Raw genomic sequence first — 22,314 nt, forward strand, 5'->3', positions numbered from 1 at the left:
GGATAAAGCGCTCAAGAACTTCACAGGAGCAGGCTTCAGCCGCGATGCCTTTCTGCATGTTGCGGCAAGGAGAGTCGCGGCAGAAGCCTGCTCCAGCGAAAATCCCGAGCCGTTGGCTCGAATAATGTTCGGGCCAGGAGGTTCAGTCCGGATCGAATCCGGATGCAAACAGCACGTCATCCGAAAGCACGACATGCACGGCATCGACGCGGGCACTGCCGACACTGCCGTTGCTGAACTGGATCAGGATTTCGCCGCCGTCGACATCGATGACGTAGTGCCTGACGAGTGCGGTGTCGAGGCCCGCTTCGGCCGCGATGTCGAATTCCTGCAGGATCGGCACGCCTTGGAGAGTGACATTGAATCGGCGCTGTCCTGCCGCGCTGTTGTAGGTCTCCGCGAAATGCAGATCGATTTCATAGCGACCATTGGCCACCGGGATGCGATAGGCAAAATTGCCCCAGCGCCAGCTGTTGTAGAGCGTGTCATCGGCCGTGTTGGCAATGACATGGCTGGAGACCTGGGTACTGCCACCCTCGAACGCGCTGTCCGCGACGAACGCGGTGCCATCGATCGCGTTGTAGTCCGGTCCCGCCGAGTTGATCGCAATCACGGTGTCGCCCGGTTCCGGGATCGAAGTGACACGATTGGCTCGCAGGTTCGCGTTGATGGTCGTCGCACCGCCATAGTTCGCGTAGTAGCTTGAGCCCGTCCCCGTAATGATCAAGTCGTTGATGCCGAGCTCCAGATCGATCGAAGGGGTATTCCAGAGCGTCGTGCCGTTCGCCGTGCCATTCGGTCCGTTGCGTCGCGACCACGCAACCGACGCGATCGACGCGCCGTCATTGTCGAAGACGCCGGATAGAGGTGTCTGAGCGAGGTCGGTGATCCAGACGGGCTCCTGTGTCGGTTGCTCGATACGAACGACCGGTGGCGTTGTCAGACTCGGGTTGCCGCGCCACTGCGCCATTATCCACGGAAACAGCAATGCGTTTCCGTAGGAGTTCGACCAGATGCCATGGCCTCCGGTCGCATACTCGGTGTAGATGACGCGAGCATTCGCGGCACGCAGCGCATTGACCTGGTTGCGCGAACCGGCTACACCCACGGTGCCGTCATTGGCAGCATGGAAGTACCAGAACGGAATGCCGCTCATGGCCGTGGCCGACCCTCCGCCATAGCCCGACATCGGCACGGCACTGGCAAATCGGTCAGGACGATTCTGGACCAGCGACCAGGTTCCGTGGCCGCCCATCGACAGTCCGGTGACATGCACGCGATCAGCATCGATCGAGAATTCGGCAGCGATCTGATCGAGCATCGCGTTGAGACGCTGGAGTGACTGCGCTTGCCCCCAGCAACTGCTGTTGGTCGGACATTGCGGGGCGGCCATGAAGGTCGGCTGGATCGCCAGGTTGGCATCGCTGACCAGTTTCAGCGCGCCGTTCGCATTGTTGTTGAGCTGTGAGGTGTTGTTGGTGCCCGCTTCACCGGCACCGTGCAGGAAAACGATCAACGGATAGTTCTGGCCTGGGTCATAGCCGGGCGGCAAAAAAATTCGGTAGGGCATGCCGGTGTCGCCCGGGCCGGTGTTGCGATACAGGAAGTCGGCAGGTACCGCACTGCTGGCGGGGTTCGCCACCCACACTGCCGTCAGAAGTATCAATGAGGCCATGTACCTGAGCATTGCTCAATTCCTTATATCGTTCCTCAGTTCGAGCCGGTTACCGGCCGTCGCATCCAGAGCTGGCGATTCTCCAAGCAGGATAGGTGAATCTGGCGCTGCGTGGCATGACCGTGCGCACAAATGTGCCAACGAATAGGTTGATGCCCGATGATGTCGTATCTTTGACGATCCTTGTGCCGGAACAAACGCCATGACCTTCGTGCTACGCCTGACTTTCATGCTTTCGACGCTCCTGGTTGCCGGACCAGTCCTGGCTGCGTCCTTGCTGGTTGATCACGTCAATGGCTACACCCTGGACAGCAACGGAAAGCTGCAGCGCTTCGAAGCAATGCTGGTCGACAAGGGCAAGGTTGTGGCAACGGGTTCGCGAGCGGCCATGAAGGAGCGCGCCCACGGTGCAAAGGTGATTGATGGCCAGGGTCGCACATTGTTGCCCGGCTTGTACGACGCGCACGGCCACGTGATGGGGTTGGGTGCGATGACCATGCAGGCCGACCTGGTCGGCACTTCGTCGCTCGAAGCGGCTTTGGCCAAGGTCGGCAGCTTCGCGAAGGCGCATCCGGATGATGCCTGGATCACCGGGCGTGGCTGGAACCAGGTGATCTGGAAGCTCGACCGATTCCCGACAGCCGCAGAGCTTGATGGCGTAGTCGCCGACCGACCGGTCTTCCTCAAACGTATCGATGGCCACGCAGCCTGGGCCAACACAGCGGCAATCAAGCTGGCCGGAATCGACAAGGACACGCCGGATCCAACCGGAGGACGTATCGAAAGGGATGCCGAAGGCAATCCGACTGGCGTATTCGTCGACGAGGCGATCAATCTGGTGGCCGGCAAGATGCCTGCGCCGACGGCAGCACAGCGCAGCGAGGCCCTTCAATCCGCGCTGGAACAGATGGCCAGTCTTGGCCTGACCAGCGTGGCCGACGCCGGCATCGATGCGCAGACGTTCGAGTTGTACAAGCGTTTCGCCGATGAAGGAAAACTGTCCACACGCATCTACGCGATGATCGGCGGTGCCGGCGATGACTTCGACGTGATCAGCAAGAGCGGACCGCTGGTCGGCTACGGCAAGGATTTTCTTGCCGTGCGCAGCGTGAAGCTGTACGCGGACGGCGCTCTGGGCAGTCGCGGTGCGGCCATGCTGGCGCCGTATTCGGATGATCCCCACAACAGCGGCCTGTTGTTCCATACCCCGGAAGAACTGACGGCAATGATCGACAAGGCCATCGGCAAGGACTACCAGGTCGCGATCCACGCGATTGGCGACAAGGCCAACCGCGAAGTCCTCGACAGCCTCGCTGCAGCCTACAAGACGCATGACGGCAAGGCGCTGCGCAACCGTGTCGAGCATGCGCAGGTCGTATCGCTGGACGATATTCCACGCTACGTCACGCTGAACCTGATCGCCTCGATGCAACCCACGCATGCGACCTCGGACATGAACATGGCCGAAGATCGCGTCGGCGCCGAACGCATAAAGGGGGCCTACGCCTGGCAGCGCTTCCTCAAGCAGGGCACGCGCGTCGCCGCGGGATCGGATTTTCCTGTCGAGTCAGCCAATCCCTTCTTCGGATTGCATGCAGCGGTGACCCGGCAGGATCACGACAACCAGCCAGCCGGTGGCTGGTTCCCGGAACAGGCCTTGACCGTCACCGAAGCATTCCGCGCCTTCACTCTCGATGCAGCCTATGCCGCGCACCAGGAGAAGGCCGTGGGGACGCTGGAGCCGGGCCGCTGGGCCGACTTCATTCTTGTTGACCAGGACATCTTTGCGATCGATTCGAAGGCGATCTGGAAAACCCGGGTACTCGAGACCTGGGTGGCGGGCAGGAATGTCTACACGCGGGAGTAATATGGAGGCAACGCTGAACAAGCCGTCTTTCCAGCGTTGTTCAACATCCGTTCGACGGTCGAACGCCGCCGGGTTGACGCGCAGAGACTGGTTCGGTGCAGCAACAATCCGGATCCCGGATTCGATCGGTCGACAGCTTCTCCCGCTGGCGGGCGAATAGAATCCTATGTTGAATGCATGCCAATGATCAGGGTAGCCACATCATCAGAAGGCAAGTTGGGGTCCCGAGCATGAAGAAGTCTTCATCCAGCGGAAGCTGCCTCTGCGGCAAGGTCTCGTTCAGCGCCGCGTTCCCCTCGTTGTGGGCGGCACATTGTCATTGCACACGATGCCAGAGGGCGCACGGGGCGGCATTCGTGACCTGGGTCGGCTTCCCCTCGGCTCAGGTGGAAATCGCCGGCGTGAGTGACTTGCGCTGGTTTGTGGCCAGCGAAGGTGGCAGTCGCGGGTTCTGCGCTGTCTGTGGAAGTCCGATGTTTTTCAAGTCCGATCGCTGGCCCGGAGAATTGCATGTCGCGCGCGCATCGTTTCGCGATCCCGTCGATCGCGAACCGCAGGCCCACGTGTTCTTCGAAACGCGAGTGCCATGGAATCTCGTCGCTGACAGCTTGCCGAAAAAGCCCAGCGTGACCTGATTGACCACAGCCGACTTTCATCCGATACGCTCAACTGGAGAAGAGTTCATGCAGCCTGAAGCCGTACTTTCATTCTGGTTCGACGAGATCGAGCAGAAACAGTGGTGGGTTGCGGACCCCGCATTCGACGCGCTGATCGTCGAGCGCTTCGGCAGCTTGCTGGAGCAGGCTTCGAAGGGTGAACTGTACGCCTGGCGATCCGGTCCACGCGGTCGGCTGGCCGAGATCATCGTGCTCGATCAGTTCTCGCGAAATATTCATCGTGGCAGCGCGCAGGCATTTTCCAGCGATACAACCGCACTGATACTTGCGCAGGAAGCCGTGTCAGCAGATGCAATGAAGGCGCTAGCGCCGGTTGAATGCAATTTCCTGCTGATGCCCTTCATGCACAGCGAATCACGCGTCATCCACGCCTGGGCGGAGCAGTTGTACCGCGATCATGCGCCCGCCGGAAACCTCGAGTTCGAACTCAAGCACAAGGCCATCATCGACCGCTTCGGACGCTATCCCCACCGGAATGCGATCCTTGGACGCGAGTCCAGCGTCGAGGAAGTCGAGTTCCTCAAGGGCCCGGGATCGAGCTTCTGAATTGCCTTCGCCCCGCCTTGTCGGCTGTCTGCCGACGCAGGGCAGAGCAGGGCGCAGCCATGCCCCGGCCAGCATCGGTGCTGCAAGATTCGAACAGGACAGACCAGGTTCCCGATTTTCCCGTATCCAGAACAGAAGAAGGAGAAGACCATGAATCTCGGTGCATTTTCGATCAGCCTTGCGGTGAAGGATCTGGAGGCCTCGCGCGCCTTCTACGAAAAATTCGGGTTTGAAACGGTTGGCGGTGTTGCCGCGCAAAACTGGTTGATCCTGAGAAACGGCGATCACACGATCGGCCTGTTCCAGGGCATGTTCGAGAGGAATATCCTCACTTTCAATCCCGGTTGGGACAGGAACGCCTCTGCGCTCCCTGCATTCACCGACATCCGCGAGCTCCAGCGCCAGCTGAAGGCCAGCGGCGTGACGCTGGTTTCCGAGGCCGACGAGAACAGCTCGGGTCCGGCAAGCTTTACTGCCCTGGATCCGGATGGAAATCCGATCCTGGTCGATCAGCACGTGTAGCAATTGCAAGCGGTGCGAGATTCGGCGCGGGCCGAAATGATCATTGCTGGACAGCGGTGCAAGTGCGGGGAGAATCGTGGAAGCAGCCAGCGTCGCGGCGGCCCGCTTTCCTGTCGTTGACGGCGGAATCGTGGCAAAGTAGGACAGCCAGCGCCAACTGCGGGAGAGGCAGCAATGGGTTTTGAGCTCGGCTTCTGGGACTACGTCACCTTCCTTTCGGCCATGGTTGCGGCCATCGCCTTTCTTTCGATCCTGCTCTGGATCGCCGGCTTGCCGGGACGCATCGCTATTGCGCGAAAGCATCCCGACGCCGAGGCCGTGAAGTGGATGGGCTATGCCGGGTTGCTGCCGACCGTGCTGCCCTGGATCCAGGCCTTCATCTGGGCATTCAAGCCTACCGATATCGTCGATATCCGGCGTTTTCCCAAGGCCGAAGCCAAGGCAATCGATGAGGAAATCGAGCGGCTGCGAGGAACGCCGAGGGATTCGGCCAGACACGCGAGCACGAGTGCCGACCAGCACGTGTCATCGGCGCCGGCCAAGGCGTCCAGCGATCAGCGCAAAGACCAGTAGAGGAAAGTCCAATGCTATTCGGGTTTGTCCTGCTGTTCGTTTACACCCTGGCCGTCTGGCTTGTCTTCTTCAAGTTCAAGTGGATGAAGTTTTCGATCGTCTGGGGCATCGTTTCGGTTTCGGTCGGCCTGCACCTGCTGATCATCTTCCTGATCGGTCTGCGCTTCTCCACTCCGTATGCCACGCATGCGGTCATGATCCAGCCCACGATCCAGCTGACACCGCGCCTGTCCGAACCGTCGCTGGTGACGGCGGTGCTCGTAGAGCCCAATGTGCCGGTCAAGAAGGGCCAGCCGCTGTTCGAGTTCGACAAGCGACCCTACCAGTACAAGGTCGACCAGCTCGAAGCGGCACTGGCGAACGCGAAGCAGAACGTTCGCGTGATGCAGGCCGATATCGACGTCAGCGTGCAAAAGGTCGCCAAGCTCAAGGCCGAGCTCAGCTACTCGAAGTACCAGTCCCAACTCTCCGCAGGACTCGCGAAGGATGGTGCGGGGCCGGTTGAAGACGCCAGGAAATGGGCGGCACAGGTGACGGCGAACGAAGCCGGCATCAAGGAAGCGGAGGCCGAGGAAGAGCGTGCGCGGCTCAACTACGAATCGCAGATCGACGGCGTGAATACATCGGTTGCACAGGTCGAGGCCGAACTTGCGGAGGCTCGCTACTATCTGGAGAACACCACCATGCTGGCTCCGGAGGATGGCCACGTCATCAACCTGCAGGTCCGGCCAGGCATGGTGGCCGGCGATATCCGGTTTGGCGCGATTGCCTCCTTCGTCTGCGATGCCGACCGCTATCTGCTGGCGCATTACTTTCAGGAAAATCTGAAATACGTAAAACCGGGACAGCAGGCCGAAGTCGCGATCGACCTGTATCCGGGACAGATCTTCACCGGCAAGGTGCAGGCCATATGGCCTGGCAGTGGTGCCGGACAGATGCTGCCCAGCGGACGACTTCCCACATTCCACTACATTCCCACGGAATTGCCGCAGGGTCAGTTCGCTGTCGCCATCAAGATGGATGGCGCGGACCAGTCCATGTTTCCGATTGGCACGCAAGGCAGGGCGGCCATCTACACCAATCCGAACAGCGGATTTGTGGTCCTGCGCCGGGTCGGCATTCGTGCCTATTCGTGGTTCAACTGGCTCTACCCGTTCTCCGGTTGATGCGCCCGGTCTCCGCCATCGTGGCATCGACGCTGCTGCTTTCGGCCTGCGCATTGCAGCCGGTGCCGCAACGCGGCGAGATCGTGTCCGCTGCCTTGCCCGCTGAAACGACCATCCCTGCAGGCTGGACCGCGAGCGATGCGCGCAGCGAAGTCCGTTCCGGCTGGTTGCGGGATTTCCATGATCCCGCCCTTGATGCCATCGTGAACGAGGCGCTGGCCCACAATCCGGATCTGCGTGTCGCCGCCGAGCAGGTGCGCATCGCACGCCAGTATGTCGTGCTGGCCGGAGCCGGGATCTTGCCTCAGCTCGGTGCCCAGGTGGGTGCCCAGAACATCCGCGACAAGGATGCCGACAGGAACTTCGATTCTGCACGCGCGATGCTGGGCATGGCCTGGGAACTGGATGTCTGGGGTCGTCTGCGCTCGCAGCGTTCTGCAGCGGTGTTCGGTGCAGAGGCCGCGGCACTTGATTACCGGTACGCGCGCGAATCGCTGGCCGCCCTGGTTGCCAAGAGCTGGTACCTGACCCTGGCGTCACGCGAGCTCGTCGAGCTGGCCGAACAGACCGTAGAGACATTCCAGAAGCTCCTCGAGCTGGTCGAAGTGCGTCGCAAGTCGGGTAAGGATTCCGACCTCAACGTCATGAACGTGCGCGCGAAAGTGGCAACGGCACGCAGTGATCTGGCCTCTGCGCAGAGCGCCTATGCGCAATCGCGACGCACACTGGAGATCCTGCTGGGGCGCTATCCGTCCGCAGAAATATCGGTTTCCGAAGGCAGTCCGACATTGTCCGAACTTGAAGGCGTGGGCGTGCCGCTGGCCCTGCTCGGAAGACGGCCGGATATTGCCGCGGCCGAGCGCACCGCATTGGCGGCCTTCCGCATGCAGGAATCGGCCCGACTCAGCTTGCTGCCGGATGTCTCGTTTTCGCTTTCCGGCGGAAGGCTGAATGATCAGGTGCTTTCGTTGCTGCGATTGAATCCATGGCTGGCCATTGCCGACATCGGCCTGTCGATTCCGATCTATACCGGTGGCGCGCTCCAGGCCAATGTGGAAATCGCCAGTGCGCAACAGGCGCAGGCCATTGCGAACTATGGGGCGAGCGTGCTCGGTGCGTTCGAAGACGTCGAAAATGCCCTGGCCGGCGAACAGTTCCTGCAGTCCCAGTTGAACTTCGAGGAGGCGGCCCTGACCGATCGCACCGAAGTCGTGCGCATCGCCGACACTCAGTACCGTGCCGGAAAGCGCGACCTGCTCTGGGTGGCGCAATTGCAGTCGGCCGAGTTCCTTACCGCGGCATCGGTGATCAAGTTGCGCAGCGCGCGCATCATGAATCGCATCGACCTGTATCTGGCACTCGGGGCACGCTTCGAGGAAACGTCGAGCCCCGAATCATCGCTGGAGCAGAGGAGTCCCTGACATGAGGCACGGACTAGGTGTCGATTCCAATGTCTGGCCAGGATGTCGGGCCTTGAATCGGTGCCATTCGTCGCTGGCAGGGATGTCCGCTCAGGTCAGCCTGCCGCGACACAACCCCTGTCCCGCTGAGCGGAACCTGCAGAGGCAAGCGGCGCTGCCGGTCCGACGGTGTCAGTCGCGTCGCTTGAGCCGCACGTAAAGCTGTTTGCGAACGCGCGCGATGACTTCGCCGCTGGATGACTTCACATCGACTTCGAACCAGCGCAGGACCTTTTCTCCTCCAGCAGCGGCCTTGCGCAGCTCATCCAGTACCGACTCCTCGACATGGAATTCGGCAAATACGTCGCCGCGACCGGGTGCGACGAATTCGATCTCGGCGGCTTTGTCCCAGACGATGTAGTCGCGACCCAGGCAATTCATGACCATGATCATCCAGAACGGATCGGTCATTGCGAACAGGCTGCCGCCGAAGTGGGTGCCGACGTAGTTGCCGTTGTACCAGTGCTTGCGCAGGCGCACGCGGGCATGACGCCAGTCGTCGGAGAATTCAAGCACGCGGATGCCGCTGAACAGCATCGGCGGCCACAGATTCATGAAGCGGCGCAGTTTGCGTGGCGTTTTCACAATGCTGCTCCGGTCGGGTCAGAACAGCAGCGAGGACATGCGGCGACGGTAGTTGCCGACCAATTCGGCATCATCGATAGCCAGAAAGGCGGCAATCAGGCGCTTGCGGGCCTGGCCATCATTCCAGTTGCGATCGGCCTTGAGCACGGCGAGAAACTGTTCGAGCCCCGCTTCTGTCCGGCCAGCCATGAGCAGGCGCACGCCGAGCAGGTCACGTGCAACATGGTCCTCGGGGTCGGCAGCGATACGCGCCTCGAGCTCTGCGATCGGCGGGGCATCCTTAAGCACGCTGGCAAACTCGAGCTGTCCGCGGACGCGCTTCGCACGGTCGTCTCCCTCCAGCTCGACGGGCAGGTTTTCCAGTTCGGCCTGCGCCGACCTGGCATCGCCGACCTGCATCCACGCAACGGCCAGATCGAGTTTGAGCTCGGCCTTGTCCGGTTTCTCGATGATTTCCTGCTGCAAGCGGGCAATCGCCTGCTCGGGAGTCTCCCGAGGCTTTTCCGAATCGGCTTCGCTCTCGGCCGCGGGTTCGGGGGCGGCGACATGCTTGCCGAGAAATTCCCGGATCTCGGCTTCGGGCAGGTTGCCTGCAAAGCCGTCGACCGGCTGGCCTTCGCGGACCAGGACGACGGTAGGCACGCTGCGGATACCAAACATCGCGGCAACCTGCGGCTCGGCGTCGACCTCGATCCTGGTCAGCTTGAGCTCGTCGCGATATTCACCGGTCAAGCTCGCCAGCAGGGTGCCCAGGGAAACGCTGACTTCGCTGCGCGGCGTCCAGAAAAGCACCAGGACGGGTTTCGTCATCGATGCCTGCAGGATCTCGGCTTCGAAATTGACGGCGGTAATTTCAACGCCCTGGCTGACGGCTGCGGATTCGGTATCGGGCACGTGGGCTCCAGTGTCGAGAGGGGTCCGGCAAGGATCGGGACGTCGCCAAGAATATCAAGGCAAACAGAGTAACCCGGTGTTGACGGACGGAATACGCGAAATGTAATGTGTAACGTACATCTTGTATTGAATAGGTTACATCATGAATCTCGCGCACCCACGGCTTTTCTGGCTGATTGCGCCGCTGTGCCTCGCCCTCTGGCTGATTCTGGCAACGCCAACCCACTGGCTCGGATTTGAAACGCCCGCGATCGGGACTGCTCTGCTGCTGCTGACCACCTGGGTGGGACTCGGGTGGTCGACGCGCCTCCCCACAGATCCGCAATCAGCCATACCTCCGGGCGAGGTCAGGGCCTGGGTCGCCCTGGTTTTCACTGCTGCCATCGCTGCCTTGCTGGCGTTCAGCGCGGGTCGGATACTGCAGGCAGAAAGCATGGCGGATCTGCATGGAGTCGGTCGCACGTTTGCGATGCTCATCATCGGCTGGATCATCTTCTCCTCGGTGCTGCGCCAGCGGGCGAGGGCCGGCGTGCAGGAGGACGAGCGCGACCGGGATATCGAGCGTCGCGCAGACAGCTGGGCGCACGGTGCGGTGTGTTTGCTCGTGGTTGGTCTCGCCGTAACGCTTGGACTGACGCCATCGGACCGGCTTGAATGGGCCAGGCCTGTCGTCCTCTCGCATCTGCTGATCTTCCTGCTCGTGCTGTCCAGCCTCACCGGATGCCTGGTTACGCTATGGCTTTATCGTCGGGATCGGCTGTGAGCGGTACGCCAGTCGGCAACAACATTCGGCGCCTGCGCTTTGATGCGGGCGAAATGACCCAGAGCGCTCTGGCCGATCACGTCGGTATCACTCGGCAAACCGTGATTGCACTGGAAGCCGGCAAATACGCGCCTTCGCTGGAGCTCGCCTTCCGCATCGCCAACGCATTTGATCGACCGATTGGTGAAGTGTTTTATTGGGAGTCTGAGCGCTCCTGAAACCGGTCAAGACTGAGCCAGAACGCGACGGCTCAAATCGCTTTTTTTGTAGGAGCGAGCTTCAGCTGCGATGCTCCATTCCCGACATGCTCTGGAAGCATCGCAGCTGAAGCTCGCTCCTACGGCCAGGCCGCTTCGCTCGTGATGGTGGCAACGTGACGAGACTCATTGCTGTTGTCTGCATGCCTGATACTTTCCAAACGCCAGACCCTGCTTGATCCATTCTCTGTTAACTTGCGTGCCAAGCCCAAGGAGTTCCGATGAAAACCGTTTTCGCGCTTGCCCTGACGACCGTGCTTTCATGGGCCCTGCCAGTTTCAGCTGCCGATGACATGAAAGCATTTCCACCGGCCGAAGAAGGCATGGTCCGCCACGTGCTGCAGCTACCTGAAAAGAACGATGAATCCCTTCTCCAGGTCGAACTGATCGCCGGGCAGACCGTGAAACTCGACAAGGAGAACCGGTATTTCTTCGGCGGCAGCATTCAAGCCGAGAACATCGACGGCTGGGGCTTTACGCGTTATGTGATCAAGGATCTGGGGCCGATGGCCGGCACGCGCATGGCGATCGATCCGGACGCGCCGAAAGTCGAGCGATTCATCAGCCTGGGCGGTGAACCGTATCTGGTCCGTTACAACAGCCGACTGCCGATCGTGGTCTACGCACCGAAAGAGGTCGAAGTGCGCTACCGCGTCTGGAGCGCTTCAGCGGAGATGCTTTCGATTGACGAGGGCTGAGGCTGACTCGTCAGCTGGCGACCGATTCGAGCGGGGCTCGATGGACAAGAACTGGAATCAAGGCGGGACATCCTGCTGATTTTTCTCCCCACCTTGGGAAGCCGCACTTTCCTTGTCATTCGGTGGTGCGGCGGGGGCAGCGCCGACAGGACTGTGGGTGCAGCAGTACAATTGTTGGCTGAGCAGGTAGCACTGATACTCTTTATCGTCACTGTCGTAGACAGAACAATCACCAGGGGGCATGCCGCATCCATGAGCTACAGGATCCAGGCAGCCTTCAGGCGTCGGTGACGAATGACTGTTGGCATTCGCCAGCAATAATAACGCAGCAATCAGTATTCTCATAATAAGGTTTCTCATTGCATGAATGAGTGAAGCTGTCGAAATGCGCTACCGCGTCTGGAGCGCCGGGATGTATATGGCGCCAATCGGGGAACGTTGATCGGGTGTAGCAAACGGCACTTCAATCCCGTGAGCAGTGCCAAACTGCGCAGTCATCAATCGCATCACCAGTTCGCGTTGACCTCCAGCTGCACGCGATGGGTGTAGTCGGACAGGCCATCCCTCTGCTCGCGCGTGCCAAACAGGCGCAGGTTCCAGGTCCGGTCGATGCCATAGCCGACCCAGGCGAGTTGGCCGTGCATGTAGCTGTGGAACCACCAGTCGTCGGAGTTGAACGCGGCGAGAACGGCGTCGCGCTGGATGCGCTGCCAGACGATGCCGAACTCGAGTCCGCCGGGTATCTGTCGATCACCCGCGCTCAGGCCGATGCGCCAGCCGTCCTGCGAGTCGTCCGCGCCGAGGTTGTGCACGTATTCCAGGCTCAGGTCGATCGGCCAACTACCGAATTCGGCGTGTCCGTTGAGTTGCAGATCAATCAGATTGAAGTCGCTGACGTACTGGCCGGCCGCGATCCGGTTGGTGCGTCCGAGGCCTTGCATGGCCAGCTCGTCCAGCTGCGAGAAATCCAGCCATGACAGGACCACGCTGGCACGCTGCGGGGCTCCGGCACGCCAGTCCCAGGCGATCTGCGCGGCTCCAATCAAGGATTCGTCACCGTACAAGTGCTGGCCTTCGAAATAACCGGCGACGAGGGTCAGGCGATCCAGTTCGCCGAGCGAGAACGCGCGCTCGTAAGCGATTCCGGCTGGGCGGATGTCAGGATCCCAGAGCATCGGCGAAAGGTCGATCGGCAACGCAGACTTGCCGAACTGCAGCATGGCCTCGTCGCCATCGCGCCACCGCACGAGCAACTCGTCGATGCCATAGTCGTCGCTGCGCTGGTTGTCGTTGTTGCGGCGGTTGTCGTCGTTGGAATCGGTGCCCTGGCCGATACGGCCAACGGCGACCAGTTCCCAGGACGGCGCAAACGCCCAGGACAGGCCGAAGCGAAAGCGACCGCGGGTGCGATTGATATCGGGGCGATCGGCGGGCAGCCCGGAAACATGATCCTGGTCGAGCCACAAATTGCCGAGAAACGTCACACTTGAAGCGGATTCCTCGGGCAGGCTGGCCAACAGTGGATCTGCTTCGTATTCCTCTTCCTGAGCCGCGGCCAATGACGAGGCCAGCAGCGTGGCCAGAGACAGCGCCAGCAGCAGGCCCGAGGCCAACAATCCGGATCTTGTTTTCATTGCGGGCTCCATGGCTCCCTTCGCAGAAATGTTCCGGTGTTCAACTGCGCAGATGCGAAAGAGCCTCGCCAAGATCGGTCGCACTGGCGAAACGCTCCTCACGGGCAGAGCGCACGCAGCGCAGGATGAGTGCCTCGAGATCGGGTGGAATCTCGGGCCACAATTCGGATGGCCGCCTTGGCGCATCGTTGATCTGGGCCTGGTAGATGTCCATGGTATTGCCACCGACATACGGCATGCCGCCACAGAACATCTCGCTCATGAGAACGCCGCAAGCGTAGATGTCGGCACGTTCGTCGATGTCGCCGCCGGAAAGCTGCTCGGGCGGGCAGTAGTCGGGTGTACCGACAAACGTTCCCGCCTGGGTCTGTCCGGGAGTACTGCGGCGCAGCGGCCGGGCGATGCCGAAATCCATCAGTTTGGCATTGCCGTTGGCTTCGAGGATGAGGTTCTCAGGCTTGATGTCGCGATGCAGGACACCGACCTCATGCGCAGCGGCAAGACCGGCGGCGAGTTGCCGGGCTATGCGCAGGGCAGCGGAGTAGGGCACGCGCTTTGCCTCGCTGAGCAGATAGCGCAAGGTCAGTCCGCGCACGTACTCCATTGAAATGCAGGGGCGCCCGTCGACTTCGCTGAAATCGAACGTGCGCAGCACGTTCGGATGCGTGATGCGACGCGCCAGCTTGATCTCGCTCTTGAGTCTTTCCACCTGCTCGGTATCGACGAGCAGGCCCGAGCGCAACATCTTCAGTGCAACGATGTCGTCGAGCTCGAGGTCGTGCGCCTTGTAGACGACGCCCATGCCGCCTTCGCCGAGCTGCGAGATGATCCGGTAGCGTCCACCGAGTATCGATCCGTTCGCGATCGATCCGGATACGGACGGCTTGTGAACCGGCGAAGTGAGGGTGGGTGTCGATGCCGGCTGCACGACGGTTGATCGTGTCATCGTGACCAGTGCGGGCAGAGAGGTGGTCGACAATGCATAGTACTTCTTGCCGCTGAAACCGCCGATCACGACGCTGAGGGAGCCTTCCGGCAATGTTTGCTTGAGGACGTCCCCCGACGCGCGCGTGAACAGCAGTTGCCCGGCCGCGGCGTCGCACAACAGCCGGTCCGCATGCGCGACCGGCGTGCCAAGCGCGATGGACTGGTTTGGTCGACCACTCATGCCGAGTGCGCGCACGATCGAGCCGTCGGTCAGCGCGCCCGCCGGGGCGGGCAGGCCAAGCTGCGAGCAGTCGCGCAGAATCGTCGCCCATGCCTTGACCGCCGTTTGCAGTCGAGTTGCGCCGGCGCAGGCAAGGCGCCAGCGTGCTCCATCCATGGCGCGAACCTCGATGTCGAGTCCCGCGGCAATCGCGTCGAGGAGATCATGCACGCCAGCGTGGGCGCGGGCGCGCTGAACCGGATCGGACTGCGCATCGACCGTAGCCAGCAGGTGTCGAAACTCCACTTCGAGCAGGGCCAGTTCTTCGTGCTGCGGTGGCATGCGCGGACTTGCCGGCACCGGTGCCGCGACGGCTTCGGCGGCCGGTTCGGGCAGAAAGCGCGCCATCTGGCCGACATAGCCTTCGATGTCCTTTTTCTCGCGCAGGTCGGAGAGCAGTGAATCGAACGCGCTCGCCAATCGTCCCAGCGCGTCGTTGCCCTCGCTGCCGATATGGGTCTGGTAATCGCCGGCCGCAGCCGCCTCGGCGGCTTCGGCCATGGTCCCGATCGGGCGCAGGATGCGTCGCGCCAGCAGGATCGAGAGCAGGATGGCTATGCCGATCGAAATCAATCCGGCCAGGACCACGCGATTGAGGATGTCGCGATAGCTGGAGGTGATCTGCTCGGTCGAGCTCATGATGGCGACGCTGCCCAGACGACCTTCGCCCGGCGCCGCTGCCGGAACGAGCCGCGCGCTCCATTCCTGTCCGGAGAAGTGCATCGGAACATGGTCGATCTCGGTACCGTTCTGGACAGCCGGCAGGAATTCGGCACGACGCTGTGTCACCAGGCCCGAAAGCTCGCTCGCTGCTGCCGGCGCAAGCGAGCTCGCGATCAGCACGATATCGTCCTTCTCCGGCAGGAAGAACGCGATTTCCGCACTGCTGACCTTGGCGACTGCCTGCGAGAGCTGATCGCTGACGGTCAGTGCGACGATCAGGAAGCCGACCAGGTCCTGGTCGCGCGCCAGCGGCATGATCGCGGCCTGGAAAAGTTGGTCGCCCTGGCGCCAGTAGCCGCTGATGGGCATGCCTTCCCGCAACGCCGGTTCGACCAGCGGATCGTCCGCCATTGATGCGGCAAAGGATTCCAGTTCGTCGGTGCGTGCCAGCAAGTTGCCATCCGCATCAAGCAGGATGCCGAGATCGAGATCGAAGGCGGTCTGACGTTCGACCAGCAAGTCGCGCATCGAACCGGTATCGGGTGCATCGTCCTCGCCGCCGAGTCCGGGCAGGCCGCCGAACCCGGATGCGTCTGCAATGTACTTGATGAAATTGGCATCGGCTGCGATCTGGCGAACGGCAAGTTGCAACTGGTCGAGCCGGCGCTGCTCGAATTCGCGTTGTACCGCCGTGCTCGTGGCCAGGGCCTTGTCGACCGCATGCTGGGCGATTTGCCGGCCCTGGACATAAGTGACGAATACGGCCGCACCGACAGCGAACGCGATCAGCAGGACCATGCCAAGAAACAGGCGCAGGGCCAGTGGCAGCGTGATCCGGCCCAGTTGCCGGCGGCGGTCAGTAACCCGCATTCTTTCCACCATAGGGCTTGCCGAACTTGTTCTTGTGCTGGGGAATGCGGCGCAGGTTGAGATCCAGGGTGACCTCGATGGCTGCGGATTCGCCCGGCGTGGCCTTGATGTGCCAGGGCTTGGATCTGTCGTGCCAGACAACCAGGTCGCCGGCCTGTTCGGGAAGATCCTCGAGCCTGAAACGGCCATCATTGCCCGGCCGAGTGAAGTACGGCGTGTCGAGCACCAGGATGTGGCCGATCATCGCGTGGTGGACATTGCAGTAGACACGGACGTAGCCCGGTTTCGAGAATTCGACCGTCTTGCCTTCGCCCTCGGTATACAGGCCGACATCGAACGCGTTTCCCCGTGACGAGGAGAAGGCGTTGTGCAGGATGGTGTCCTCGTTCGGGAAGCGCACCGAATTGCCGACCAGGATTGGCAGGATGTGTGGCTCGAACTGCTTGTTCCGCGTACTCATCGTGTATTCGACTGCCGGGAATTCCATGTCCGGCATGTCCGAGGGGCGGAAATAGACAACCGCCTCGGCCGCCTCTTCGGGGCGCAGTGGCTTGCCGTCGACCACGAGGCTGACGCTGCCTTCAAACCCTGCCGCCAAGCCGATGGCGGGTGCCGCAAGCAGCATGAAAACCAGTTTGCGCATATAGCTCCCCGGAAAATCCCCTGCCGGATCATACTGCAGACGCCGATTCGGCGGGTTGCGTCACGTGCTCGGCGCCGCCTTGAGTCGAATGGCGCTGACTTGACGTCGATTCCAGTAATTCGTCATCCCGACTTGAGCAGCCGCCAGGCTGTCGAGAGCCGCCGGGACGACGAGCACAGAAGCAAGCGCCACTTACCTGACCGGCCAGTCGGGACTACCGGCGCTTGCCGGGAGCCTTTTTTGCCTTGCCTGCAGGACCCTTCTTCCTCGCAGCCGGCTTTGCCGCCTTGGCCTTCTTCTTCGTAGCTGAGGGTTTTGCGGATCCAGCCTTCTTTTTCGTTGCGTCGGGTTTTGCCGAACGGGCCTTCTTTTTCGCTGCCGGGCGCGGTGCCTTGGCCCGAGCTTTCCTGGTCGCTGCGGGTTTGACCCGGTTTGAGTCTTTCGCGGGCGCCCGGGCGACCGCTGTCGGTCCCTGGAACAGGTTCATGAAACTGGCCATGTCGAACTTGCCCGCGGTCAGCCCGCTTTCGCCCAGCGCATCCATCGATTGCTGCTGCCATGCCGCAAAAGCTTCTTTCAAACCCTCTGCGAACGCCGCCTGATTGGCCGCGGCCGCCTGCGCGGTGCCTTGCATGGGACCGGCATCGCCCTTCAGCGACTTCCAGAACTCCTCGCCCGGCATGGCCGCCAGTGAAGTCCAGTCGTTCGATGTGAGCATGCGTTCGGTTTCGGCCAGGGTCCGCTCGATTGCCGCAGAGGTGCTGGACGAGCCGAGCAGGTTCCAGCGTCGCCGGTTTTCCTGCAGCAGGGTGCCCAGTCGCAGCACCAGTTCGAGATTGGCCTTGTACAGGGCCAGCGGTGTCTTGGTATCGATAGCCATGATGAACTCCCTCCGTTGTCATCGGGAACGCAGGCAGAGCATGGCACAGGATCATGAATTCCGCCTTGATCCGGCCTCTCGCGGACCCGAACGCCGCGGCTCTGCCTCGACTATTGCGGCATCGCGTACATGGCGCAAAAGTGCCCGCTGCGCTAGTCTGGCGCACATTTTTAAATGCCCAGCCGATCCCCGGCGTACCCTGAACATGACCGAGAAAACCTACGACCCGCAATCGGTGGAGACTGCTGCCCAGCACTACTGGTCGAGCACGCGCGCCTTCGAGACGACAGAAGACCCTTCGAAGGAGAAATTCTACTGCCTGTCGATGTTCATGTACCCGAGTGGTTCCATGCACATGGGCCATGTGCGCAACTACACCATCGGCGACGTGATCAGCCGCTATCAGCGCATGCAGGGCAAGAACGTGCTGCAGCCGATGGGCTGGGATGCGTTCGGCCTGCCGGCCGAGAATGCGGCGATCAAGAGCAACGTGGCGCCGGCCCAGTGGACCTACGCGAATATCGACTACATGCGCGGTCAGCTGCAAAGGCTGGGTTTTGTCTATGACTGGTCGCGCGAAGTCACCACCTGCAAGCCGGACTACTACGTTCACGAGCAGCGCATGTTCACCCGCCTCATGCAGAAGGGGCTGGTTTACCGCAAGAACTCCATCGTCAACTGGGATCCGGTCGACCAGACCGTGCTGGCCAATGAGCAGGTCATCGATGGCCGTGGCTGGCGCTCGGGTGCGATCGTCGAAAAGCGCGAGATTCCGCAGTGGTTCCTCAAGATCACCGACTATGCGCAGGAACTGCTCGATGGCCTCGATACGCTGACCGGCTGGCCGGAATCGGTCAAGACCATGCAGCGCAACTGGATCGGTCGTTCCGAAGGCATCGAGATCCAGTTCGCGGTCGAGGGCGAATCCGAACCGGTGACCGTGTTCACCACGCGCCCGGACACCCTGATGGGCGTCAGTTTTCTTTCCGTTGCCGCAGAACATCCGCTGGCGCAGAAGGCCGCACAGTCGCAGCCCGAAGTCGCCGCTTTTATCGAGGAATGCCGCCACGGGGGAACCGCCGAAGCCGACATCGAGACCCAGGAAAAGAAAGGTGTCGAGACGCGCTTCAAGGCCATCCATCCGATCACCGGCGAGACCGTTCCGATCTGGGTCGCCAATTTCGTGCTGATGAGCTACGGCACCGGGGCGGTCATGGCCGTGCCCGGCCACGATCAGCGCGACTGGGAATTCGCGACCAAATACGATCTGTTGATCCGCATGGTCATCGTCAGCGATGGCGTGCGCGATGCGATCAGAGAACTGGGCCGGGATGCCGCCGGCAACAAGGACGCGATGTCGGCCGCGCTCGGCGAGAGCCGCGCGATCGACGTGGTCGAACCGGCCGGCGAGATCGACGTGCTCGACGCCTTCGAGGACAAGATCATCACCGAAGGCGCGTTCACCGAGTACGGCACCCTGGTCAATTCAGGCGAATACGACGGCCTCGACTTCAAGGCCGCATTCGATGCGCTGGCAACGCGTCTGGAAAAGGAAGGCAAGGGTGCGCGCCGGATCAATTTCCGCCTGCGCGACTGGGGTGTATCGCGCCAGCGCTATTGGGGCTGCCCCATTCCGGTGATCTACGACAAGGACGGCAATGCCCATCCGGTGCCCGAGGATCAGCTGCCCGTGCTGCTGCCCGAGGATGTCGAATTTACCGGCGTGAAATCTCCGATCAAGGCCGATCCGGAATGGCGCAAGACGGTCAGCCCGATTGATGGCAGTCCGGCCGAACGCGAGACGGACACCTTCGATACCTTCATGGAATCGAGCTGGTACTACGCCCGATACACATCCCCGGGCGCCAGCGAGATGGTGGATGGTCGCGCCAATTACTGGGCGCCGGTCGATCAGTACATCGGCGGCATCGAGCATGCGATCCTGCATCTGCTCTATTTCCGCTTCTACCACAAGCTGCTGCGCGACTGCGGCATGGTCGACAGCGACGAGCCCGCCATCAATCTGCTTTGCCAGGGCATGGTGGTCGCCGAGACGTTCTATCGCGAAGACGCGCAGGGCCGCAAGGAGTGGATCAATCCGGCCGAAGTCGACATGCAGCGCGACGATAAGGGGCGCGTCACCGGTGCGGTACTGAGAGCCGATGGCAAGCCCGTGTCGATCGGCGGCATCGAAAAGATGGCAAAGTCGAAGAACAACGGCGTCGACCCGGAGTCGATGGTGCGCAAGTACGGCGCCGATACGGTACGCCTGTTCTCGATGTTCGCGGCACCGCCGGACCAGTCGCTCGAGTGGAACGAGGCGGGCGTCGAGGGCATGTCGCGCTTCCTCAAGCGACTCTGGCGCGAGTTGCATGCGCATGTCTCGCAGCCCGATCATCCCGAGGTCGATGCGGCGGCGCTGGACGCTGCGCAAAAGACCTTGCGCAGGCAGATCCACGAAACCATCGCCAAGGTGTCCGACGACTACGGTCGGCGCCATGCGTTCAATACGGCCATCGCTGCCCTGATGGAGCTGCTCAATGCCGTGGCCCGGTTCGATGACATGAGCGATCAGGGTCGCGCTGTTCGTCACGAAGCGTTCGAAGCCATCGTCCTGTTGCTGAACCCGATCACGCCGCACATCTGCCATGCACTGTGGCAGGCGCTCGGTCACCGCGAGACGCTGATCGAAGACCAGGCCTGGCCGAAGGCCGACCCGGCCGCGATGGTCCGCGATGCCTTGAAGCTGGCCGTGCAGGTGAATGGCAAGCTGCGTGGCACGATCGAAGTGCCGGTTTCGGCATCGAAGGAAGATTGCGAGCGCGCGGCCCTGGCCGAGCCGTCGGTGCTGCCGCATGTCGAAGGCCAGACCATCCGCAAGGTGGTCGTGGTCCCCGGCAAGATCGTCAACATCGTTGTCTAGCTCGTCCTTCTCCCGGGGCGAGAAGGAATGCTCGGCGCGACTTCCGGAATCCCTTATCCGCAAAGCCCGGCCAGGAACTTCAGTTATGCTTCGCCCTTGCCATCGGATACAGGTTCCCATGAATCTCCATCGTCTTCTCGCCGTCGTCCTCCTCGCCCTGGCCCTGGCCGCCTGCGGTTTCCATTTGCGCGAAGAGGTCGTACTGCCCAGCAGCATGCAACGCCTGGCCATCGAGGGCGCCGACGCTCTGAGCCCGCTCGGCAGGGATCTGCGCAAGGCTCTGGTGCGTGCGGGTGCGGTGGTCGTCGAAGACGGATCGGGCAAGCCCACCGTGGTACGGATCGGCACGAACAGATTTCGCACCGATGTGCTGACCGTGGGCGGCAACGCACGCGCCAACGAGTACACCCTGCGCTATCAGGTCGAACTCGATGTGGTCAGTGCAGATGGCGCCTCCCTGCTGCCGAGACAATCCATCGAGCTGACCCGCATCTTCACCTTCGACGCGACCCAGGCCATCGGTATCGCCGCGGAGCAGGATGTGCTGACCAAGGAACTCCAGCGCGAGATGGTGCAGTCCATCATGCGCAGACTCGAGGTGATCGGCCAAGCCAGCGCAACCTGATCGCCATGCCGAAGCGTCGGGGAAAGGCAGGGCGGGAAAATGGTTGCGTGGCGAGTAGCGTAACTGTGTTTGCAGTTCCACGAGGCCGTGCAGATGCTTGAATCCGCAGCCAGGCTCATGGCCGGTTTTTCGGTCGTAGCGGTTCTTATCCTGCTGCTGTCCGGATTCACCCGTCGATCGCGGCTGGCTGGCGGCTGGTTGTCGCGGCTGTGGACTGTGTTGCTTCTTGGCGGCCTTGCCTTGTTGCAGTTCGCCCACCTGCAGAGCCTGGCCGGAAGGGAAACCTTCGGTACCGGATCCCGCATCTACGTAGCGCTTCTGTTTCTCGTGGCGCCGGCTTTCTATCTGTTCTTTCGCGGCGTGCTTCAGTTGCGGCGCGAGGAAAGTCCGTGGATCCTTGCCTGCTTCGTTCCGGTCCTGCTGGCGCCATGGCTGGATGTGGCCATCGCCGTACCGCTGTCATTTGCGCTGGGCTCGGCCTATGCGATTCACCTGGGTGTGCTGGTGTTTCGCCTGCGCGGGCAGCGCCAGCGGTTCCGACTCGAATTGGTCGGCATGGGCCTGTTCGCCCTGATAGCCCTGATCGTTCTCGCGTTCGGGATCAGCCTGCCATTGTATGGCTTCAACGGGTTCGTCCTCGCCTATTCGATCCTGATCGGACTTGCTCTCGCACTCGCCATTCACGTCCTCATCGAGTTTCCCGATATTGGCGAAAAAGCCAGTGATGCCGTGGTCAGTACCTATGCGGTCACCACGCTCGCCCAGGTCGATCGCGAGCGGGCGGTCGGCCGCCTTCGCCAGCTTATGGACGAGCAGGTCTTCACCGACGAGTCGCTCAAGCTGGCCAGTCTGGCCGGAATGCTCGACTTGTCGCCGCATCAATTGTCGGAACTGATCAATACGCAGTTTGGTGTCGGCTACTCCCGCTATATCCGCGAACATCGCGTCGCAGCCGCTCAGCGCATGTTGCTTGCCGAGCCCGAGGCCTCGGTGCTGTCGGTGGGTCTCTCCGTGGGTTTCACGTCGCAATCGAACTTCTACGCGGCGTTTCGCGAGATCACCGGCGAGGTACCGGGCCGTTACCGCAGCCAACAAGCCTCCGGGGCTGACCGAATTCCGAAATGATCAATCTGGAGGCAAATAAGTTGTTGATTTGAAGGGGTTGTTCAAGATTCGGACAATTTCC

The 22,314-nt window shown here is 61.6% G+C and carries 21 protein-coding genes; 13 read left to right on the top strand and 8 right to left on the bottom strand.

The window, feature by feature from the left end; translation table 11 throughout:
* Positions 1–142: 142 nt before the first annotated feature.
* Positions 143–1,687: a malectin domain-containing carbohydrate-binding protein gene (locus tag R3F00_RS15675; protein WP_371282742.1), complete on the bottom strand. Its 1,545-nt coding sequence runs from the start codon at positions 1,685–1,687 to the stop codon at positions 143–145.
* Between the two features lie 190 nt (positions 1,688–1,877).
* Between R3F00_RS15675 and R3F00_RS15680 the strand changes: the two genes are divergently transcribed.
* The 7 genes from R3F00_RS15680 (at position 1,878) to R3F00_RS15710 (ending at position 8,447) form a co-directional block, all read left to right on the top strand.
* Positions 1,878–3,542: an amidohydrolase gene (locus tag R3F00_RS15680; RefSeq protein ID WP_371282743.1), complete on the top strand. Its 1,665-nt coding sequence runs from the start codon at positions 1,878–1,880 to the stop codon at positions 3,540–3,542.
* A gap of 230 nt (positions 3,543–3,772) precedes the next feature.
* Positions 3,773–4,177, top strand: coding sequence for a GFA family protein (locus tag R3F00_RS15685; RefSeq protein WP_371282744.1), 405 nt, complete (start codon positions 3,773–3,775; stop codon positions 4,175–4,177).
* Between the two features lie 48 nt (positions 4,178–4,225).
* Positions 4,226–4,765, top strand: a complete 540-nt coding sequence (locus R3F00_RS15690) for a DUF924 family protein (protein ID WP_371282745.1) — start codon at positions 4,226–4,228, stop codon at positions 4,763–4,765.
* Positions 4,766–4,915: 150 nt separating this feature from the next.
* The gene (locus R3F00_RS15695) at positions 4,916–5,287 is read left to right on the top strand and encodes a VOC family protein (protein WP_371282746.1); all 372 of its coding nucleotides are present in this window, start codon (positions 4,916–4,918) and stop codon (positions 5,285–5,287) included.
* A gap of 174 nt (positions 5,288–5,461) precedes the next feature.
* The gene (locus tag R3F00_RS15700; protein ID WP_371282747.1) at positions 5,462–5,860 is read left to right on the top strand and encodes a hypothetical protein; all 399 of its coding nucleotides are present in this window, start codon (positions 5,462–5,464) and stop codon (positions 5,858–5,860) included.
* A gap of 11 nt (positions 5,861–5,871) precedes the next feature.
* Positions 5,872–7,026, top strand: coding sequence for an HlyD family secretion protein (locus tag R3F00_RS15705; RefSeq protein WP_371282748.1), 1,155 nt, complete (start codon positions 5,872–5,874; stop codon positions 7,024–7,026).
* Entirely contained in the window at positions 7,026–8,447 is a 1,422-nt protein-coding gene (locus R3F00_RS15710; RefSeq protein WP_371282749.1) for an efflux transporter outer membrane subunit, read from the top strand. Before R3F00_RS15705 ends, R3F00_RS15710 begins: the two co-directional genes overlap by 1 nt.
* Positions 8,448–8,618: 171 nt before the next feature.
* Here R3F00_RS15710 and R3F00_RS15715 read toward each other — a convergent pair whose 3' ends face one another.
* Both R3F00_RS15715 and R3F00_RS15720 read right to left on the bottom strand, forming a co-directional pair.
* Positions 8,619–9,041 (bottom strand): DUF4442 domain-containing protein, encoded by a 423-nt coding sequence (locus R3F00_RS15715; RefSeq protein WP_371282775.1) that lies wholly within the window; start codon positions 9,039–9,041, stop codon positions 8,619–8,621.
* A gap of 48 nt (positions 9,042–9,089) precedes the next feature.
* Positions 9,090–9,965, bottom strand: a complete 876-nt coding sequence (locus tag R3F00_RS15720) for a tetratricopeptide repeat protein (protein WP_371282750.1) — start codon at positions 9,963–9,965, stop codon at positions 9,090–9,092.
* Positions 9,966–10,107: 142 nt separating this feature from the next.
* Between R3F00_RS15720 and R3F00_RS15725 the strand changes: the two genes are divergently transcribed.
* From R3F00_RS15725 to R3F00_RS15735, 3 genes are all read left to right on the top strand, one after another.
* The gene (locus R3F00_RS15725) at positions 10,108–10,728 is read left to right on the top strand and encodes a hypothetical protein (RefSeq protein ID WP_371282751.1); all 621 of its coding nucleotides are present in this window, start codon (positions 10,108–10,110) and stop codon (positions 10,726–10,728) included.
* Complete coding sequence (locus R3F00_RS15730; protein WP_371282752.1) at positions 10,725–10,946, top strand: helix-turn-helix transcriptional regulator; 222 nt, start codon at positions 10,725–10,727, stop codon at positions 10,944–10,946. Before R3F00_RS15725 ends, R3F00_RS15730 begins: the two co-directional genes overlap by 4 nt.
* 260 nt (positions 10,947–11,206) lie before the next feature.
* Entirely contained in the window at positions 11,207–11,683 is a 477-nt protein-coding gene (locus R3F00_RS15735; RefSeq protein ID WP_371282753.1) for an ecotin, read from the top strand.
* Positions 11,684–11,740: 57 nt separating this feature from the next.
* Here R3F00_RS15735 and R3F00_RS15740 read toward each other — a convergent pair whose 3' ends face one another.
* The 5 genes from R3F00_RS15740 to R3F00_RS15760 all read right to left on the bottom strand — a co-directional run bounded on the left by R3F00_RS15740 (position 11,741) and on the right by R3F00_RS15760 (position 17,580).
* Positions 11,741–12,028 (bottom strand): hypothetical protein, encoded by a 288-nt coding sequence (locus R3F00_RS15740; protein WP_371282754.1) that lies wholly within the window; start codon positions 12,026–12,028, stop codon positions 11,741–11,743.
* Between the two features lie 161 nt (positions 12,029–12,189).
* Positions 12,190–13,317, bottom strand: a complete 1,128-nt coding sequence (locus R3F00_RS15745; protein ID WP_371282755.1) for a hypothetical protein — start codon at positions 13,315–13,317, stop codon at positions 12,190–12,192.
* 40 nt (positions 13,318–13,357) lie between these two features.
* Positions 13,358–16,057 (bottom strand): protein kinase, encoded by a 2,700-nt coding sequence (locus tag R3F00_RS15750; protein WP_371282756.1) that lies wholly within the window; start codon positions 16,055–16,057, stop codon positions 13,358–13,360.
* Positions 16,044–16,700, bottom strand: coding sequence for a hypothetical protein (locus R3F00_RS15755; protein WP_371282757.1), 657 nt, complete (start codon positions 16,698–16,700; stop codon positions 16,044–16,046). Before R3F00_RS15755 ends, R3F00_RS15750 begins: the two co-directional genes overlap by 14 nt.
* A gap of 214 nt (positions 16,701–16,914) precedes the next feature.
* Complete coding sequence (locus R3F00_RS15760; protein WP_371282758.1) at positions 16,915–17,580, bottom strand: hypothetical protein; 666 nt, start codon at positions 17,578–17,580, stop codon at positions 16,915–16,917.
* Positions 17,581–17,785: 205 nt separating this feature from the next.
* On the opposite strand from R3F00_RS15760, the gene leuS reads away from it, so the two are divergent.
* From leuS to R3F00_RS15775, 3 genes are all read left to right on the top strand, one after another.
* On the top strand, positions 17,786–20,503 hold the full coding sequence (leuS, locus tag R3F00_RS15765; protein WP_371282759.1) for a leucine--tRNA ligase: 2,718 nt from the start codon (positions 17,786–17,788) through the stop codon (positions 20,501–20,503).
* A 118-nt stretch (positions 20,504–20,621) separates the two neighbouring features.
* Complete coding sequence (gene lptE / locus R3F00_RS15770) at positions 20,622–21,128, top strand: LPS assembly lipoprotein LptE (RefSeq protein WP_371282760.1); 507 nt, start codon at positions 20,622–20,624, stop codon at positions 21,126–21,128.
* A 93-nt stretch (positions 21,129–21,221) separates the two neighbouring features.
* Positions 21,222–22,253, top strand: coding sequence for a helix-turn-helix domain-containing protein (locus R3F00_RS15775; RefSeq protein ID WP_371282761.1), 1,032 nt, complete (start codon positions 21,222–21,224; stop codon positions 22,251–22,253).
* Positions 22,254–22,314: the final 61 nt, after the last annotated feature.

The sequence above is a fragment of the Dokdonella sp. genome (assembly GCF_041395345.1).
Taxonomy (GTDB): Bacteria; Pseudomonadota; Gammaproteobacteria; order Xanthomonadales; family Rhodanobacteraceae; genus Dokdonella.

Excerpts from the sequence above, each read along its gene's own strand:
- R3F00_RS15725 (WP_371282751.1), top strand. The coding sequence starts at position 10,108 with ATGAATCTCGCGCACCCACGGCTTTTCTGGCTGATTGCGCCGCTGTGC.
- leuS (WP_371282759.1), top strand. The coding sequence starts at position 17,786 with ATGACCGAGAAAACCTACGACCCGCAATCGGTGGAGACTGCTGCCCAG.
- R3F00_RS15695 (WP_371282746.1), top strand. The coding sequence starts at position 4,916 with ATGAATCTCGGTGCATTTTCGATCAGCCTTGCGGTGAAGGATCTGGAG.
- lptE (WP_371282760.1), top strand. The coding sequence starts at position 20,622 with ATGAATCTCCATCGTCTTCTCGCCGTCGTCCTCCTCGCCCTGGCCCTG.
- R3F00_RS15675 (WP_371282742.1), bottom strand. The coding sequence starts at position 1,687 with ATGCTCAGGTACATGGCCTCATTGATACTTCTGACGGCAGTGTGGGTG.
- R3F00_RS15775 (WP_371282761.1), top strand. The coding sequence starts at position 21,222 with ATGCTTGAATCCGCAGCCAGGCTCATGGCCGGTTTTTCGGTCGTAGCG.
- R3F00_RS15705 (WP_371282748.1), top strand. The coding sequence starts at position 5,872 with ATGCTATTCGGGTTTGTCCTGCTGTTCGTTTACACCCTGGCCGTCTGG.
- R3F00_RS15735 (WP_371282753.1), top strand. The coding sequence starts at position 11,207 with ATGAAAACCGTTTTCGCGCTTGCCCTGACGACCGTGCTTTCATGGGCC.
- R3F00_RS15690 (WP_371282745.1), top strand. The coding sequence starts at position 4,226 with ATGCAGCCTGAAGCCGTACTTTCATTCTGGTTCGACGAGATCGAGCAG.
- R3F00_RS15685 (WP_371282744.1), top strand. The coding sequence starts at position 3,773 with ATGAAGAAGTCTTCATCCAGCGGAAGCTGCCTCTGCGGCAAGGTCTCG.
- R3F00_RS15700 (WP_371282747.1), top strand. The coding sequence starts at position 5,462 with ATGGGTTTTGAGCTCGGCTTCTGGGACTACGTCACCTTCCTTTCGGCC.
- R3F00_RS15680 (WP_371282743.1), top strand. The coding sequence starts at position 1,878 with ATGACCTTCGTGCTACGCCTGACTTTCATGCTTTCGACGCTCCTGGTT.
- R3F00_RS15750 (WP_371282756.1), bottom strand. The coding sequence starts at position 16,057 with ATGCGGGTTACTGACCGCCGCCGGCAACTGGGCCGGATCACGCTGCCA.
- R3F00_RS15715 (WP_371282775.1), bottom strand. The coding sequence starts at position 9,041 with ATGAATCTGTGGCCGCCGATGCTGTTCAGCGGCATCCGCGTGCTTGAA.
- R3F00_RS15745 (WP_371282755.1), bottom strand. The coding sequence starts at position 13,317 with ATGAAAACAAGATCCGGATTGTTGGCCTCGGGCCTGCTGCTGGCGCTG.
- R3F00_RS15760 (WP_371282758.1), bottom strand. The coding sequence starts at position 17,580 with ATGGCTATCGATACCAAGACACCGCTGGCCCTGTACAAGGCCAATCTC.
- R3F00_RS15755 (WP_371282757.1), bottom strand. The coding sequence starts at position 16,700 with ATGCGCAAACTGGTTTTCATGCTGCTTGCGGCACCCGCCATCGGCTTG.
- R3F00_RS15710 (WP_371282749.1), top strand. The coding sequence starts at position 7,026 with ATGCGCCCGGTCTCCGCCATCGTGGCATCGACGCTGCTGCTTTCGGCC.
- R3F00_RS15740 (WP_371282754.1), bottom strand. The coding sequence starts at position 12,028 with ATGAGAATACTGATTGCTGCGTTATTATTGCTGGCGAATGCCAACAGT.